Genomic DNA, 15,466 nt, shown 5'->3' with positions numbered 1-15,466 from the left:
CATGTCATTCACAGGACATAGGCCAGTCGATGCAGTTTCTAGACAATAGCCACGGATGTACCGGCTGGAGCGGCGAGATGGCCGGACGCATTCGTGCGTTCGACTGGAGCCTGACCGAGCTCGGGCCCATCGAGACCTGGCCCGCAAGCCTGTGCAGCGCGGTGCAGTTATTGCTCGCCTCACCGCTGCCGATGGTGATGCTGTGGGGCCGACCCGGTTACATGATCTATAACGATGCCTACTCGAGGTTTGCCGGTGGGCGTCATCCTTACCTGTTGGGCTCCCCGGTGGAATTGGGCTGGCCAGAGGTCGCCGAATTCAATCGGCATGTGGTGGATATCTGCCTTGCGGGCGGTACCTTGTCCTACCACAACAAGGCCCTGGTGCTGTTGCGTGACGGCGTACCCGAAGACGTCTGGATGGATCTTTACTACAGTCCCGTCGCCGATGATGACGGGCATCCCGCCGGGGTCATGGCGATGGTGGTTGACACCACTGACCATGTGATTTCCGAGCGCCGACGCCAGGAAGCCGAAAACGCTTACCGCGCCGACAACGAAAGGGTTCGCCTGGCTCTCAATGCCGGGGCTTTGCTCGGCTCGTTCGTCTGGGATATCAAGGCTGACGTGCTGTCTGCCGACGAACGCTTCGCCCGTACGTTTTCCTATCCGCCCGACCAGGACCTGGCCAACCTGCCACCCCTCATCGCCGAAATGCAGATTCATCCCGACGACCGCAGTTGGGTTCAGGAGCGGATCAAACAGTCGGTGGAAACCGGCGTACCCTATAACGCCGAATACCGGGTTCTGCGTCCCGATGGCAGTTACCTGTGGGTGCTGGCCAGCGGGTGTTGCGAATTCGATGAGCAAGGCGAGGCATTTCGCTTTCCCGGGGTGTTGATTGACATCCACGAACGCAAGACTGCCGAAGAGTCCTTGCTCAAGTTCACCCGCAACCTGGAGCAGCGAGTCGCCGACGAAGTTGAAGCGCGGCTGGCGGCCGAAGAGCAGTTGCGTCAGTCACAGAAACTCGAAGCCATCGGCGGTCTCACCGGCGGCGTGGCCCATGACTTCAACAACCTGTTGCAGGTCATCGCCGGTAACCTGCACTTGCTGGCGCGTCACGAACCGGACAACCCCAACGTGCAACGCCGGGTCAGTGCGTCGATTGCCGCGGTCGAGCGCGGTGCCAAATTGTCGTCGCAGTTGCTCGCATTCGCCCGTCGTCAGCCATTGTCACCGGCGGTCTGCGATCCACGGCAAATCTTCGAAGGACTGGGAGAATTGTTGCAGCGAGCGCTGGGGGAAACCATCCAGATCAAGGTGACAGCGTCTGACGATCCATGGCATCTCTACGTGGATCGCAATCAACTGGAAAACGCCATTCTCAACCTCGCGATCAACGCCCGAGACGCCATGAACGGCGAGGGGATCATTGCCCTGAGTGCCGAGAATATTGTCCTCGACCGCAAGTTTTGCGCAGGCAAGGGTATCGTCGCTGGCGACTATGTTTGCGTCGCGGTGGCTGACACGGGTGTCGGCATGCCGCCTCAAGTGCTCGCACAGGCCTTCGAACCGTTTTTCACCACCAAGGGTGATGGTCAGGGCACTGGCCTGGGTTTGAGCATGGTGTTCGGTTTCGTCAAACAGAGCGACGGGCATATCGAAATCTCCAGCGTCGTCGGGCAGGGCACCCGGGTGCAGCTGTATTTCCCGCGCAGCTTGCGCCCGTTGCCCGGTGAAACAATGCGCCATGATCCGCAGCACCGTGGCGGGCACGAAACCATTCTGGTGGTTGAGGACAATGAAGCGGTGCGTGGCTCGGCGGTGGACTTGTTGGGTGAAGAGGGCTATCAGGTTTTGACCGCGGCCAACGGTGACCTGGCGATGCAGATGTTGCTCGATGGCGTGACGGTAGACCTGATCTTCACCGACGTGGTCATGCCCGGTTTGATCAAAAGCTCGGACCTGGCCGCCTGGGCCAAGGTGCAGAATCCTCCGGTGGCGGTGCTGTTTACCTCCGGCCACACCCGGGACATTATTTCGCGCAATCACCAACTCAGCCCCGACACTTATCTGCTGAGCAAACCTTATGGCCCTGAAGCACTGTTGAGTAAGATCCGTAGCGTGCTGGGTGGTTGATTCTATATGAAGAGGGACGCAATCCATGTGGGAGCGGGCTTGCTCGCGAAAGCGGTGTATCAGGCAACATTGATGTTGACTGTGACGCCATCTTCGCGAGCAAGCCCGCTCCCCCAGGTTCCGCACCTGGCATCAAGGAATGGGATTATTTATCGGGATGAGCCGCCTGGAGTTTTTTCGCCATATCCAGGTGTTTTTCCAGCGCCGGCAACATTTTTTGCGCAAAGGCCTTGAGTTCGGTCGCGCCTTTGGTCTTATCGTCCGTCACTGTATTGGCTTGTTTTTTGAACCGTTCAATAGTTTCTTCGTGAGCTTTTACCTGATTGTTTGCATAGGCGTTGTCGAAGGACTCATCGCGCCAGTCGAGAATTTTTTCCTTGGCTTGTTTGACCAACGTCGTCGTGTCCGGTACCTCAATGTCATGCTTTTTCGCCAGTGCCGCCAGTTCATCATTGGCTTTGGAATGATCGGTGATCATCATGTTGGCGAACGCCTTGACGTCAGCCGATGAGCTTTTTTCCAGGGCCAATTTGCTGGTTTCGACTTCCGCGATGCCACCGGCGGTGGCGTCATCGACGAAGTCATTGGAATCGGCAGCGAAAGCTGTACCCATGCTGGTGCTCAAGGCAACGGCCAAGGCGAGGTGACGCAGATTGAATCCGTCCATTGGTCATTCTCCACTCAGGTTTATATGGGCGATCCGGATGATCGTTAATCAATGGAGGCGGGCGCTAATGCAAAGGTTTTATCGCATTTGCGACAGGACGACGAACGGACGCCGCTGGTCTGATAGACGGTCGACAGAACAGGGTAAGCAAGGCCATTCTGATAGCTGCTGAACGCAATTGATCGCGTTTGCCGCCGATTAACCAACGGAGGTGTTCCATGCCGGTGACTCATGACCTTTATCAGGATTTACGCTGCACGAAGGAAGAGATCCAGCAAAAACGCACCAAGGACCCGTTACTGGATTCACTGCTCAACAAGTACTCACAGACGGACGCGGAAGTGTTGAAAGCCGAGTCTGCATTGTCGAATGCACTTAGCGATGACGAACTCAAGAAGCTCAAGGAGAAGCGTGTGCAGTTCAAGAAGAAGATCGTTGAACGACTCCAGACGCCGTCCTGACGTCCATATCAAACCCCCGACGACCGGCACCTGAAAAATTGTAACGGGGATAAATACCGGCACCTCGAACGATCAGAGCCCGACTTTGCGGCCCGTGCGAGGTGCCCCATGCCCGTCCAGCCTTTCCCCATAATTCAACATTGACTGGCATGGCGTCATTCACGAGCAGGTCTGCTCCCACAGTTTTGATCACCATTACTACTGCAATGCCGTACTCAACGGCAGCCGTACCATGTGCCGAGCTTTCAACGATCCCAGATACAACCAGTCCCCATACTCGCGCACGGTGGTGATGGGTGAGTAGTTGCCGCTGCTGGCGTCCTGCAAATTGGCAATCACTTTACCGTCGAGGTCCAGTCCGAGGACGAAGGCTCGGTTCTCCACCGGTTTGGGCAGGATCGTCATCGCGCGCACGATCATTTTGCGTACCAGAGGATAGGGCGCCGTGGCGTCGAGCAGTGCATTGCGCGGTGTATACAGCGCCACCCAGAAACGGTCGCGGCCATTGAATGCCAGGTTGTCCGGCAGTCCTGGCAAATTGTCGATGAACAGATCGTGGCTTCCGGCTTTCGGCCCGGTCAGCCAATAGCGGCTGATGCGATAGGCGCCGGTTTCGTTGACCAGCACAAACGCATCATCAGGCCCTAGGGTCACGCCATTGGCGAACTCCAGTTTCTCCAGCAGGACCGTCGTTTTGCCGGTCTGGAAGTCATAACGCAGCAAACGGCCGTCGCCGCCATGCTCGATGATTGCTTCGCCATCCTTGCCGTAACCCCAACGGCTGGAAGCATCGCTGAAATAGGCGTAATGCCCGGGTTTGTCGATGGCCACGTCATCGGTAAAACCAAAGGGCACGTTGTTGGCCGTGGTGCTCAATGCAATCAACCGGCCCTGAGCATCGAGCGACAGCAAACCTTTGATCCCGTCGGCGATCACCAGCAAACCGTTGGGGTGCCGCGCCAGGCCTAATGGCCTGCCGCCGGTATCGGCCAGTACCTTGGTGGTCTTGCCGTCGAGGCTGGTGCGAATCAGCCGGCCGTCATGCAGGCCGGTGATGAGGGCGTCTTCCTCCAGCAACAACGCCTCCGGCCCATCGATGTCAGCGGCGCCGACACGTTCTACGCCTTTGAGGCGCTGATTGTCTGTGTAGAGGCCATCGATGAGGGAGGGCGCCGGTGACGGTGTCCAGGCGATCGGCTGGACTTTGGTGGGTAATAACAACAGGAAGCCGCCAATCACAATGATCAACAGCAACAACAAATGGCGAAATTTGAGGGCTCTTTTCACGCGGTGACTCCTGTCGAGGCCAGATGTTTTTGCGCCATCTCGCGTAACGCCAGCATCGATTGCGCCGATTCGCGCTCAATGCGCCGCTTGAGCAGCAGTCGATTGGCAATGCGCATCACCACACCGCTAAAGCCATATTCCAGGGTGCGGACAAACCGCGTGCCGTCGCCCTCAGCCTCGCACTCGTAAGTCACCCTCAACGACAATCCATGATCGCTCCGGGCGCGAGCGCTCCAGCGGCGACCGGGCAGGTATTCATCGACCTCCCAGCGCAAATGCCCTTCACGTCCGCCGGCCCGAATGTCTTCCTCGAACCGCGCCCCGGCATACAGCGGGCCAGTCTGGCCATCGACCTTGAGGGAGGACGGATGCCACTCCGGCCAACGTGTCGCCGTGCTGGCGTAGGCGAGTATGGCGAGCGGATTTCCAGCGATATCGATCACGTGCTGCAGGCGGGTGGGCGTTCTCGTCAGGTGGGGAGGCGCTTGTTCCGGTTCCCAGTACAAGGTGCCAAACAGGTAATCCATCAGTGGAAACACGATATTGAAATTGCGCTCCTGCATCAGCTCACGGCGATGGTGCAGTTCATGCAGACGGCGCATCTGGCGAATCCACGGCAAACGTGTCAGCGGGTTGCCGGGTGGCAGATGTTCGCAGGCATGGAACACTTCATAGGTCAGGTAACCGAGGACCATGCAGCCGCCGAACAGCCCCGCGACGTTGCCATTGAGCTGAGCCAGCAACCACCAGGCTGGCGCGGTGATGACAAGGGTGTGCAACACAATCAGCCAGGCCGGAAACAGAATCACTCGCCAGTCGCGCGCGTTGTCATAGGTCATGTGGCCGGGGGTGAAAAAGCTGTGATGGTCGCCGGCGTGACGGGCGTAGAACATTCGCGCCAGGTGCTTTTTGTGGTGTCCCAGATGCCGATGCACGACATAGACACCGAAGTTGAAAAACAACAGGGTCAGCGGCACCGCCAGCCATTCCAGGGGGTGTACCTGATGCACGGTGCTCCAGAACGCGCCGATGGCCAGCAACCCGAACAGCAACACAAAGGCGCCATGCAGCCAGGGGTTGTAGAGTGGATGAATGTCGGCACGGTAGTGCGCGCGGAATGCTTCGGTGGTCTGCCTCACTGCGTTCACCTGTGGTTATTGTTATAACCAGCAGATTAGCCGATCCCGCCGCAGAGGCTGGCCCAACCTTGAGGACACATGCGCCATGCTCCGGTGCAAGACGCCTGGCGTCAGGTCAAGGGGTCCCAGCGTTGCGACCAGTCGTCATCCGTCTTGATCACTTCGCGCAACAAATCGAAGGCTCGTTGTAGGGTCGCCGAGTCGCGGTCCCGGGAGTAAACCAGGTAAGTCGGATAGCTGAACTCCGGGGCTTTGGGCACTGGCTCCAGCACGCCGCTTTCCAGATAGCTCTGGACCACGCGGGTACGGAAATAACCGCTGCCGCCGTTTTCCAGGATGTATTGCAGGGCCAGCGGTCCGAGGTTGAAGCTCAAGGCCGCCTTGGCTTTTTCCGGCAGCGCGGCATCGTGCTGACGACGGAAATCCGGGCCCCAGTCGATATACACGTAAGGATCGGGCCGTCCAGCCAGGCGTACCAGAATGAGTTTTTCTTCCAGCACTTGCTCGACTTGCAGGCGTGGCCAGTACTCGGGCTGATAGACCAACGCCGCATCCAGCACCCCCAGCTCCAATTGACGCAGCAGGTTTTCGCCATCGCGGATTTCCATGCGCAGGGCGTGGCTGGGAATTTTCTCGCGCAACTCGCCAGCCCAGCTGAGCATCAACGGGTTACACAGGCTGACCTCGCCACCGATGTGCAGCACGTCGCGATAGCCCTCGGGCAGCGGCAAGTCCCGGCGCGCCGCTTCCCAGGTCTGCACCAGTTGATTGGCGTAAACCACAAAGGCCTCACCGTTCGGCGTCAGGCGCGCACCGGCGCGGTTACGCACGAACAGCGTGCTGCCCAGCTGACTTTCGAGCTTTTGCACCCGGGCGGTGATCGCCGTCTGAGTGACGTACAGCTTTTCAGCCGCTGCGGCCAGGCTGCCGTGGCGGACGATTTCCAGAAAGGTGCGGGCGAGGTCGATGTCCATGGGCAGGCCGATGCGGGAGGTGCGGGCATTGTAAGAGCAGCTGCTGCCAGCGGATACCGTCTGTGGCGAGGGAGCTTTCTCCCTCGCCACAGGTTTCACTGCCTGCCCTAATACTTCGGATTTAATGTGGGAGCCGGTGCGGCGATCCCACATTAGATGGATGGTGTTTGGAAATATTTCTCAAAACGCAAAACACGAACAGCCAAACGCCCCCCAGAACCCTTGAAAGTCACTGACCGGCGCTGACGACAGCCGCGCCCGTTCATGGCTGTGGGCATGCACCGCGCAAGCGCCCACGCACTGGTGCACTTGCGCGGTCAGTGGCGCCAGTGGTTTCCAGTGTCCCGGTACATTCACCACCGGCGACCACTCAGGCACCACCGGGATAGGCGGTGGTCCCAGTTTTTCGAACTCGACGCTGCCGTAGACGATCTTGCCGTCGACAATGGTCAGCACCGACTCAATCCATTTGATGGCTTCGTCTTCGATGTGGAAGTAGTCCGCCGACAGCGCAATCAGATCCGCCAGTTGCCCGACCTTGATCTGGCCTTTCTTGCCTTGTTCGGAGGAAAACCAGGCGCTGCCGTGGGTAAAGAGTTCCAGTGCGGTATCGCGGCTCAAGCCTTGCGGATACAGCGCCAGCCCGCCGACGGTGCGGCCGCTGACCAGCCAGTACATCGAGGTCCAGGGGTTGTAGCTGGACACACGCGTGGCATCAGTCCCGGCGCCCACCGGCACGCCCTCGGCGAGCATGCGCGCGATCGGTGGGGTCGCTTCGGCTGCCTTCGCGCCGTAACGGTCGACGAAATATTCGCCCTGAAACGCCATGCGATCCTGGATGGCAATGCCGCCACCGAGGGCTTTGACCCGTTCGATGTTCCGTGGGCTGATGGTTTCAGCATGATCGAAGAACCACGGCAAGCCGTCGAACGGCATTTCCCGGTTGACCTTCTCGAACACGTCGAGCATGCGGCTGATGGATTCGTTGTAGGTGGCGTGCAGGCGAAAGGGCCAGCGCTGTTCCACCAGATGCCGCACCACCGGCTCCAGCTCCTGCTCCATGGTTTGCGGCAGGTCGGGGCGAGGTTCGAGGAAGTCTTCGAAATCCGCTGCGGAGAACACCAGCATTTCCCCGGCGCCGTTGTGCCGCAGGAAGTCATCGCCCTGGCCGTAATGGGAGGTGCTGGTCCAGTTTCTGAAATCGGTCAGCTCTTCCTTGGGTTTTTGAGTGAACAGGTTGTAGGCGATGCGCACTGTGAGCTGTTGGTCTTTGGCCAATTGCTGGATGACCTGATAGTCGTCCGGGTAATTCTGATAACCGCCGCCGGCATCGATGGCGCTGGTGACGCCAAGTCGATTGAGTTCGCGCATGAACTGGCGGGTCGAGTTGACCTGGTATTCCAACGGCAACTTCGGCCCCTTGGCCAGGGTCGAGTAAAGGATCATTGCGTTGGGGCGGGCGATCAGCATGCCGGTTGGATCGCCATTGGCATCGCGCTGGATTTCGCCGCCCGGCGGGTTCGGCGTGTCGCGGGTATAACCGACCACTTTCAGCGCTGCACGGTTGAGCAGTGCGCGGTCATAGAGGTGAAGGACGAACACCGGGGTGTCCGGCGCAGCCTTGTTTAGTTCTTCAATTGTCGGCAGACGCTTCTCTGCAAATTGGAATTCGTTCCAGCCACCGACTACCCGCACCCATTGCGGTGTGGGCGTGCGATCGGCCTGTTCCTTGAGCATGCGCAAGGCATCGGCCAGGGATGGCACGCCTTCCCAGCGCAGTTCGAGGTTGTAGTTCAGGCCACCACGAATCAAGTGCAGGTGGGAGTCGTTGAGACCGGGAATCACCGTGCGCCCGTGCAGGTCGATGATCTGAGTGCCGGGACCTTGCAGCGCCATGGCCTGGGCGTCGCTGCCGACCACCACGAAGCGTCCGTCCTTGATCGCGACGGCACTCGCTTGGGGTTTCTTGCGGTCGACGGTGTGCAGGCGTCCGTTGTAAAGAATCAGATCGGCCGGGGCATCGGGCATGGTTTTACTCCCTGCGAATAGTGGGCTGACCCAGGCACCGACGGCGCCTGCCGAGAGGCCTTGCAGTACACGGCGACGATTGAAGTCGTTGGGCTCGTCAGGTGGGCTCATGGCAGCGCTCTCCACTAAGGTCTTCACAAAAGAAGTGAGGGCAAACAGCCGATGTCTGACGCATGCGGCCAGAAGGAATATAGTCGGCAAATCCGCAGATAGCCGTTTTCGGAGGGCGAAAAAAAACGAATCCCGCCAAGAGGGGCGGGATTCGTTTGCAGCCAGACGTGCTCCCGAACGACGGGAGCGGCGTGCTTAGCCCGGGAACAGCTCGGACAGTTTCATGGCCAGCATCATGTCGCCTTCAGCGCGCAGTTTGCCGCCCATGAACGCTTGCATGCCGTCGGTCGAACCGTCAACGATACCTTGCAGGGTTTCACCGTCCATTACCAGCGTGACCTGGGCATCCGGGTTCTCGCCTTCTTGCAGTTCGCAGGTGCTGTCTTTGACGATCAGCGAGAAGTTCTTGGTGTCGTCGATGCGGAAACCGAAGACCAGGTCCAGACCGGCAGCAGCGGCTGGGTTGAACTTGGCTTTCATTGCTTGTACGGCATCAGCTACGGAGGTCATGGTTCGATCCTTTCTTGGGTAATTAGAGCTGGGTGATTACAGCCAGGGTCACAATAATCCGGACTCAGCGAAACGTGATGAGTTCCGGGGTCTTCAGCAGTTGCAGGTGTGCATGACTGTTGAAGGAAGCCAGGGCCACCTCGCGACCGCGAAACTTGAGCAGGTTGAGCGAGGTGTTGACGATTTGCCAGTTCAGTTCAAAGGCCTGCTTTGCGGGCATTTGCGTAATGAGGTGGAGCAGGGCGGTGATGGTGCCGCCGGAAGTGAACACGGCAATTTTCTGCGTGTTGTCGGCGTGTTCGAGCAATCGATGCAGACCAGCCTGCACGCGTTCGACGAAGCCCAGCCAGCTTTCCAGGCCTGGTGTATCGTAAGTGCCGGCGAGCCAGCGTTCGATGATCAGGGCGAAGATGCGTTGGAATTCAGCACGGTTTTGTGCGGCGTTGCGCAGGATATCCAGCGCTTGGGGTTCGTCCTCCAACATGGCCGGCAGCAGGGCACGGATCACTGCGTCGGCGTCGAATTCGTTGAAGGCGGAATCGATTTCCAGCACCGGCACCGGCACCCCGACGGCGGCGAATTGTTCCAGCGCGCTGTTGGCGGTGTGTTGCTGGCGGCGCAGGTCGCCCGACAGGCAGCGATCGAAGCTGACACCGAGTTCGGCCAGGTGCTGGCCGAGGAGTTCTGCCTGGCGAATTCCGGTCGGCGACAGAACGTCATAGTCGTCTGCACCGAAGGAGGCCTGGCCATGTCGAATCAAGTAGATGCTGCCCACGTCCGCGTCATCCCGGTACGTTGAAGGTTTGGCGAGGTTATGAGGATGACAGTGAGCTGTCAATGAAAAAACATACGCTTGTTTGAAATGCCCGTTACAAGCCTGTTGCCAGAGGTGTCACGGCTGGTCGTCTGGCCGGCGCATGGGTATGCTGGAGGTATCCCGCGTGTGTTCAACCCGCGCTTTGATTGAAGGAGTCCCTGTGGAGCTTTTGTCCGAGTACGCCATTTTTCTGGCCAAGACCGTCACCTTGGTGATCGCCATTCTGGTGGTCCTGGCCAGTTTTGCGGCGTTGCGCAGCAAAGGTCGGCGCAAATCGCCGGGCCAGCTGCAAGTCAGCAAACTCAATGATTTTTACAAAGGGCTGCGCGAACGCCTGGAGCAAACCTTGCTCGACAAGGACCAGCTCAAGGCCCTGCGCAAGTCCCAGGCTAAAACCGAGAAAAAGCAAAAGAAGAAACCCGAGGCAAAACCACGGGTGTTCGTGCTGGATTTCGACGGTGATATCAAGGCGTCGGCCACTGAGAGCCTGCGCCACGAAATCACCGCGCTCTTGACCCTCGCCACACCAAAGGATGAGGTGGTGCTGCGCCTGGAAAGCGGCGGCGGCATGGTCCACAGCTATGGCCTGGCATCTTCGCAACTGGCGCGGATTCGTGACGCCGGCGTGCCGTTGACCGTGTGTATCGACAAGGTCGCGGCCAGCGGCGGCTACATGATGGCGTGCATTGGCGAGAAGATTATCAGCGCGCCGTTCGCGATCCTCGGCTCGATCGGCGTGGTGGCGCAGTTGCCCAACGTCAATCGCCTGTTGAAAAAGCACGACATCGACTTCGAAGTCCTGACGGCCGGTGAGTACAAGCGCACCCTGACGGTATTTGGCGAAAATACCGAGAAGGGCCGGGAGAAATTCCAGGAAGACCTGGACATCACTCATCAGCTGTTCAAGAACTTCGTGTCCCGCTATCGCCCGCAACTGGCCATCGACGAAGTGGCCACCGGGGAAATCTGGCTGGGCGTCTCGGCCCTGGATAAGCAACTGGTGGATGAACTCAAGACCAGCGATGAATACCTTGCCGAACGAGCCAAGCAGTCCGAGCTCTATCACTTGCATTACGCCGAACGCAAAAGCCTGCAGGAACGCATCGGTATCGCGGCCAGCGGTTCGGTTGATCGCGTATTGCTGAACTGGTGGAGCCGCTTGACCCAGCAGCGTTTCTGGTAACTTTCGAAGAAACACCGTCATGACAAATGAAAAACCGTGGACAGCTTCCACGGTTTTTTTTTGCTTTCAGGATCGCTTTTCATCCGGTAGCAGCGAACTTTCCTAACATTGCTGTCGATCACTCCGACGTTGCAGAGAAGCCAGATTGGATAAGGTGGTGGTCTCCCGAATTGACCGCAAAGGAATGCGCCATGAACACGTTTTCTCACGATCAAGTTTCTGCTCCGCACCCTGTATCACCTCTACGAATGCGCGATGAGCTGAAAGCGGCGGTGGACACCGCACTTCCGCAAACCCCAAGCCAGTTTGGCGAACAGTTGATCAAGGAAAAGTGGGGGGCGGGCATCGATCCGCAGACCGCCTTGCTGGTGACCCTCGATTACGACTACAAGGGCCATCCTGCCCAGAACGACATTCATCAAGGGCAAGTGGGAAGTTCGCGCACACTGGTGCAAACGCTGCTTTCCAACTACCAGACCGTCGGCGACGGACGTTTTGGTGAAACCGTTTTTGGTTTGTATACGCCGCCAGATATCGGGCCAGTGATTCGTCTTGTCGAAACGTCGACGAATTCGCTGATCACGGTAGCGGCAATCACAGTACTTACGAAGGTGTATATCGCCAGACACAACCGCAAACGTATGGACCCGATACACAGATCAAGTTGCGGCCGGCCGATTTCAAAAAATGGGTCTGGGAACTGGATTTGAAGTATTTGTATGAAAACTATTTGAACGGGGTCTGGCCGTCGGACGAGATACTGGTTGCGTCCAGACCGTACGCATTGAGAACGTCGGTCAAGGCCGCTTTTGTCATGACAGCGTGGCTGCAGCATCATGAATACTGCCTGTCAAAAAAAGGCTTGGAACTGGCCATGCGGGCGGCGGGGCTGCCGCCCGATCAAGCATGGGAAGGACTGACGATCGGACAATTGCAAGCGCCGACGCAACTGTCAGCAAGCGTCGAGGCTAGCCGTTTGAAGCTCTATCGATACACGGCGAGGGATATCTGGTGCTACCGAGACCGATCCAGCGACCGAGTGCTGTTGTATATCTCCGGCAACTCTTCCCCCCTTCATGAATTTGCCGACAGGGGGCAGCTGCGTCAATGGCTAGTCGAACAGGGCAAGGCTACTGAAACGAAGCAGGCACTGGCCGCGCACTTCGCCGACGAGGATCGCGAGGACGGTACGTTTCATGCCGGAGTGCTCACAGCGCTCGATGGCATGGCGATTTTTCCGCGACAGCATCACTTGACCAAGGAGGCGGGTTTCTTCAATAACGATGGTTATTGGGACCCGGCCGACTACATCGGCGTCGACCTTGTTTCCTCGAACACTGATCCGTTTGCGCAATTGGTACTCAGCATGAAGCAGGCGGCCATAGCGAGTAAGCAAACCATTCGCGACGATGCTCAGGTCAATCGCGACAATTTGAGTGCTGTCGTCGAGCCGATTGTGCAGTGGGTGAACCGTTTCGGTCCCTTAGCGTTATTTGTACCGGGAGGCGAGGGGTTGTTGGCCCTGGCCGGACTTATCGATGCCGGTTTTGGCCTGGGTCAGGTTATTAGTGGCAAGACGGCCAGTGACCGTTCTCAGGGGCTCACCCGTACAGTGTTTGGCTTGCTCAATGCGCTGCCGTTGGCCGCAGGCGTCGCCTCGCTTAGCCGCGAAGGGGCGGATGTGGCTACGCTGGTCAGGACAGAGCACGGCGGAGCAGAACCGTTGGCGCAGTCCGGTTCCAGGGCTATTTCCGAATCAGCTGTGATCGAATCACCAATCCTGCCGTTGCCGACCCGTGTTGACCTTTTGCGTGGCGTCGGTGCGCCTGTAGGGACTTTCAGTGATGAGGTGCTGGCACAGATCGGCAAGGTCAGCGCGGTCGATGACGACATGCTGCGTCTGATGCAGGCAGGGCGAACGCCAACGCCTTTGCTGGCCGACACCATCGACCGCTTCAGGATCGATCAAGAGGTCGCCGCGCTGGCTGATCCATCTACCGTTCCCGCCGAGTTGTTCAACCGTCGGTATCAGACGTTGCAACAGACCGAACACCAATGGGTCCGGTTGTTTCAACGGCAGTATCCCAATCTGCCCAGAGCCGCCGTGGAGCAAATGCTCGATCGTTACGGCGTCGACTTCACGGCAGCCCCGGAACTCGCCGAAGCCAGGCAATTATTCAAACAGCTGGACAGCAAGGCGCGCCAATACCAGCAGCATGTGCGCCTCAATCGGGCTTATGAAGGGCTCTTTCTAAGGTCAGTGGTGAGTTCCGAGTCAGACACGCTGGCCTTGCATTCACTGAAAAATATGCCCGGGTGGCCAAAGGGGCTGCGAGTCGAAGTGCTTGATGGTTCCATCACAGGTCGTGTCCTGGATCGTAGCGGTCCACTTGATGCGCCCGAGTGTCGACGTCTGATCAAAGTGGGAGCCCGCTACCAGCATCATGGCCTGTCCAATGCGCCCACGAATGTGTATGAGGCGCTGGTTGGCGTGCTGTCCGAAGATGAGCGTTCGGTGTTGCAACTGTTGTCCCCGGACCCGGGCGCCGAGCTAAAACTCAAAATCAGCAACCATGCGTTGCCTCGTACCGAACTTGTCCTCGGACTGCATAGAATGGACTCAGGGCTGCCTTTCGAGGGACAGGGATTGAAAGGTGGCAGCTTTGGCTCATTGCAGGCTGTGACGTTGGCGCAGGATACGCTCAGGTTGCAGTACAAAGAGTTTTATCCCGAGTTTTCCGACGCCGATGCCAATCAAATGATGCAGCGGCTGGGGAGCAGGGCTCAGGCGTACCTTGACGAGCAGAAACTGCTATTGCAGCAACTGCACGTGGATCTGGAAACATGGTTCGATCAAGTGGCGGTAGACATCGACGATATGGACGTCGACTTCCTGCAAATGGGTGATCCCGGAACGGAGGGACTCACTCACCTGCAAATCGGATTACGCAATGCAGAACTACTGCAGGATACGATGACGTATGAACGCGAAGCCAGAGGCGAGCTGGGTGATGAACTGATTGCTATCTTGCAAAAGCGGACGCCGCAGCAAAACAGCCACTACTCGGGAGATCATGTTGTCGGCTTTACGATAAATATGGGCTACGAAGACTTTCATCGACTGCCGGCGCTCAACGCCCGATTCAATGATGTGGTCGAGCTGAAGCTGAACAACTTCCATTTAGTCGAACGAGAAACCCTCGATGGTTTTCTGCAATGTTTTCCCGATTTACGTACCTTGAATCTGGAAGAGACCGATCTGCGATTGGCCAATATCAACGGGCAACTGGAAAGTGTATTACCGTCTGTGATCCCCCAATTGCAGCACCTCGAATCGCTGAATCTACGGGCAACGCAGCTGACTTTTCGGGAAGATACCGCCGCGCAGTTAAGTCAACTGGTTAACCTGCAAGCGCTGGATCTGAGCTATAACCCGTTGGGTGTGCCTCCCTTAGTGCTGGGGATGAACGAGTTGCGAACGTTAAGGCTCAACGATACGGGAATCTCTACGTGCCCGGTTGGTGTGATGAATCAGCCCTACATGACGCTGCTGGATTTGAGGAATAACCAGATTCATCGCGTTCCGCAGGCGATATTCGATCAGGCCATCTCGAGGGACCGGGTACTGCTGTGGAACAACCCGCTGACCGATGAGGACACCCTGCAGCGGCTGGTCACGCATCGAGAGCAAACGGGTATTAACTTGTGGCTAAGTGCGCCAGGACCTGACTATTTGGATCCGGCGGCCTGGTTGAACGGAGTTGAAGTCACGCAGGGAAGCGCCCGGCTTGGGGTCTGGCAGCGTCTGGCACTCAGGCAGGGCGGCGGGCGGTTTTTAGGGGCCATGAAAACATTGACGCTTACCGCGGATTTCCGGGTCAATTATCTGGATCTTCAGGCCCGAGTCTGGCGTCTGTTGACCAACGCCGATGCTTCGGATGAATTGTGGGGGCGATTGACCCGGAATTCACCGATGCCGGTGAGCACTTTCGAGAACCCGATTGCGGTGTTCACGGCACTGGAAACCCGTGCGCAGCTGTACCGGGACTGGGTGGCTTTGAGGAAACCGATTCCGCTGTGACGATAGCAGTTTTGGGGTAGCACAGCGAGACGATAAAGCCCTGATCCCGAGTGGGTTCAGGGCTTCA

At 58.1% G+C, this 15,466-nt stretch carries 10 protein-coding genes and 1 pseudogene; 4 read left to right on the top strand and 7 right to left on the bottom strand.

All coding sequences use genetic code 11. From position 1 onward, the window contains the following. Nucleotides 1-29 precede the first annotated feature (29 nt). Nucleotides 30-2,141: a hybrid sensor histidine kinase/response regulator gene (locus MEB48_RS11565; RefSeq protein ID WP_237884369.1), complete on the top strand. Its 2,112-nt coding sequence runs from the start codon at nucleotides 30-32 to the stop codon at nucleotides 2,139-2,141. Nucleotides 2,142-2,286: 145 nt separating this feature from the next. On the opposite strand, the gene MEB48_RS11560 is transcribed toward MEB48_RS11565, so the two are convergent. Beyond that, nucleotides 2,287-2,808 (bottom strand): DUF4142 domain-containing protein, encoded by a 522-nt coding sequence (locus MEB48_RS11560; protein WP_237884368.1) that lies wholly within the window; start codon nucleotides 2,806-2,808, stop codon nucleotides 2,287-2,289. Nucleotides 2,809-3,026: 218 nt separating this feature from the next. Between MEB48_RS11560 and MEB48_RS11555 the strand changes: the two genes are divergently transcribed. Next, nucleotides 3,027-3,269: a hypothetical protein gene (locus MEB48_RS11555; RefSeq protein WP_095053496.1), complete on the top strand. Its 243-nt coding sequence runs from the start codon at nucleotides 3,027-3,029 to the stop codon at nucleotides 3,267-3,269. A 198-nt stretch (nucleotides 3,270-3,467) separates the two neighbouring features. Here MEB48_RS11555 and MEB48_RS11550 read toward each other — a convergent pair whose 3' ends face one another. The 6 genes from MEB48_RS11550 to MEB48_RS11525 all read right to left on the bottom strand — a co-directional run bounded on the left by MEB48_RS11550 (nucleotide 3,468) and on the right by MEB48_RS11525 (nucleotide 10,093). After that, nucleotides 3,468-4,556, bottom strand: coding sequence for an SMP-30/gluconolactonase/LRE family protein (locus MEB48_RS11550; RefSeq protein WP_237884367.1), 1,089 nt, complete (start codon nucleotides 4,554-4,556; stop codon nucleotides 3,468-3,470). Beyond that, nucleotides 4,553-5,695 (bottom strand): sterol desaturase/SRPBCC family protein, encoded by a 1,143-nt coding sequence (locus tag MEB48_RS11545; RefSeq protein ID WP_237884366.1) that lies wholly within the window; start codon nucleotides 5,693-5,695, stop codon nucleotides 4,553-4,555. The genes MEB48_RS11550 and MEB48_RS11545 overlap by 4 nt, the downstream gene beginning before the upstream one ends. A gap of 110 nt (nucleotides 5,696-5,805) precedes the next feature. Beyond that, nucleotides 5,806-6,669 (bottom strand): LysR family transcriptional regulator, encoded by an 864-nt coding sequence (locus tag MEB48_RS11540; protein WP_237884365.1) that lies wholly within the window; start codon nucleotides 6,667-6,669, stop codon nucleotides 5,806-5,808. A 180-nt stretch (nucleotides 6,670-6,849) separates the two neighbouring features. Beyond that, nucleotides 6,850-8,697, bottom strand: coding sequence for an amidohydrolase (locus tag MEB48_RS11535; RefSeq protein WP_237884466.1), 1,848 nt, complete (start codon nucleotides 8,695-8,697; stop codon nucleotides 6,850-6,852). Nucleotides 8,698-9,003: 306 nt separating this feature from the next. Further along, nucleotides 9,004-9,318, bottom strand: coding sequence for an SCP2 sterol-binding domain-containing protein (locus tag MEB48_RS11530; protein WP_237884364.1), 315 nt, complete (start codon nucleotides 9,316-9,318; stop codon nucleotides 9,004-9,006). Between the two features lie 64 nt (nucleotides 9,319-9,382). Continuing rightward, nucleotides 9,383-10,093 (bottom strand): histidine phosphatase family protein, encoded by a 711-nt coding sequence (locus tag MEB48_RS11525; RefSeq protein ID WP_237884363.1) that lies wholly within the window; start codon nucleotides 10,091-10,093, stop codon nucleotides 9,383-9,385. Nucleotides 10,094-10,295: 202 nt separating this feature from the next. On the opposite strand from MEB48_RS11525, the gene sohB reads away from it, so the two are divergent. Then, on the top strand, nucleotides 10,296-11,318 hold the full coding sequence (gene sohB / locus MEB48_RS11520; RefSeq protein WP_237884362.1) for a protease SohB: 1,023 nt from the start codon (nucleotides 10,296-10,298) through the stop codon (nucleotides 11,316-11,318). Between the two features lie 191 nt (nucleotides 11,319-11,509). Beyond that, nucleotides 11,510-15,399: pseudogene (locus tag MEB48_RS11515) on the top strand (dermonecrotic toxin domain-containing protein). Nucleotides 15,400-15,466: the final 67 nt, after the last annotated feature.

Source organism: Pseudomonas sp. PGPR40, assembly GCF_022014505.1.
Taxonomy (GTDB): Bacteria; Pseudomonadota; Gammaproteobacteria; order Pseudomonadales; family Pseudomonadaceae; genus Aquipseudomonas.
Note: the sequence above shows the minus strand (reverse complement) of the source record. Positions and strands in the feature narration are given on the sequence as shown.